At 55.4% G+C, this 1,703-nt stretch carries 1 rRNA gene; it reads left to right on the top strand.

The features are described 5' to 3' along the window. Window positions 1-1,701: ribosomal RNA gene (locus KQI79_RS27235) — 23S ribosomal RNA — on the top strand; the annotation flags it as partial. Between the last annotated feature and the right edge of the window lie 2 nt (window positions 1,702-1,703).

Here is a 1,703-nt window from a genome sequence, read left to right as displayed (position 1 = left end):
CAGTGGTAGGGGAGCGTTGTGTATGCGCTGAAGGCGTACCGTAAGGAGCGCTGGAGAGTACACAAGTGAGAATGCCGGTATGAGTAACGAAAAGACAAGTGAGAATCTTGTCCGCCGAAAGCCTAAGGGTTCCTGAGGAAGGTTCGTCCGCTCAGGGTAAGTCGGGACCTAAGGCGAGGCCGAAAGGCGTAGTCGAAGGACAACAGGTTGAAATTCCTGTACCACCGTAAGCCGTTATGAGTGATGGGGTGACGCAGTAGGGTAGTGACGCAGACCGATGGATGTCTGTCCAAGCAGTGAGGCTGATGTGTAGGCAAATCCGCACATCGTGAAGGCTGGGCTGTGACGGGGAGGGAACATTGCAGTACCGAAGGTCATGATCTCACACTGCCGAGAAAAGCCTCTAGCCAGGCGAAGGTGCCCGTACCGCAAACCGACACAGGTAGGCGAGAAGAGAATTCTAAGGCGCGCGGAAGAACTCTCGTTAAGGAACTCGGCAAAATGACCCCGTAACTTTGGGAGAAGGGGTGCCTCGGTAGGGTGAATAGCCCGAGGGGGCCGCAGTGAATAGGCCCAAGCGACTGTTTAGCAAAAACACAGGTCTGTGCGAAGCCGCAAGGCGAAGTATACGGGCTGACGCCTGCCCGGTGCTGGAAGGTTAAGGGGAGCGGTTAGGAGCAATCCGAAGCTGTGAACCGAAGCCCCAGTAAACGGCGGCCGTAACTATAACGGTCCTAAGGTAGCGAAATTCCTTGTCAGGTAAATTCTGACCCGCACGAATGGCGTAACGACTTGGGCGCTGTCTCAACGAGAGATCCGGTGAAATTTTAATACCTGTGAAGATGCAGGTTACCCGCGACAAGACGGAAAGACCCCATGGAGCTTTACTGCAGCTTGATATTGGACTTTGGTACGATCTGTACAGGATAGGTGGGAGCCTGGGAAGCATGAGCGCAAGCTTGTGCGGAGGCGCCGTTGGGATACCACCCTGATCGTATCGGAGTTCTAACCTGGGACCGTGACCCGGTTCGGGGACAGTGTCAGGCGGGCAGTTTGACTGGGGCGGTCGCCTCCTAAAGAGTAACGGAGGCGCCCCAAGGTTCCCTCAGAATGGTTGGAAATCATTCGAAGAGTGCAAAGGCAGAAGGGAGCTTGACTGCGAGACCAACAAGTCGAGCAGGGACGAAAGTCGGGCTTAGTGATCCGGTGGTACCGCATGGAAGGGCCATCGCTCAACGGATAAAAGCTACCCTGGGGATAACAGGCTTATCTCCCCCAAGAGTCCACATCGACGGGGAGGTTTGGCACCTCGATGTCGGCTCATCGCATCCTGGGGCTGAAGTAGGTCCCAAGGGTTGGGCTGTTCGCCCATTAAAGCGGTACGCGAGCTGGGTTCAGAACGTCGTGAGACAGTTCGGTCCCTATCTGTCGTGGGCGTAGGAAATTTGAGAGGAGCTGTCCTTAGTACGAGAGGACCGGGATGGACGTACCGCTGGTGTACCAGTTGTTCCGCCAGGAGCACCGCTGGGTAGCCAAGTACGGACGGGATAAGCGCTGAAAGCATCTAAGCGTGAAGCCCCCCTCAAGATGAGATTTCCCAATTCGTAAGACCCCTTGTAGACGACGAGGTTGATAGGTTGGAGGTGGAAGCGCAGCAATGCGTGCAGCTGACCAATACTAATCGGTCGAGGGCTTATCCTAAA

Source organism: Paenibacillus sp. MSJ-34 (genome assembly GCF_018918005.1).
In the GTDB taxonomy this organism is placed as follows: Bacteria; Bacillota; Bacilli; order Paenibacillales; family Paenibacillaceae; genus MSJ-34.
Note: the sequence above shows the minus strand (reverse complement) of the source record. Positions and strands in the feature narration are given on the sequence as shown.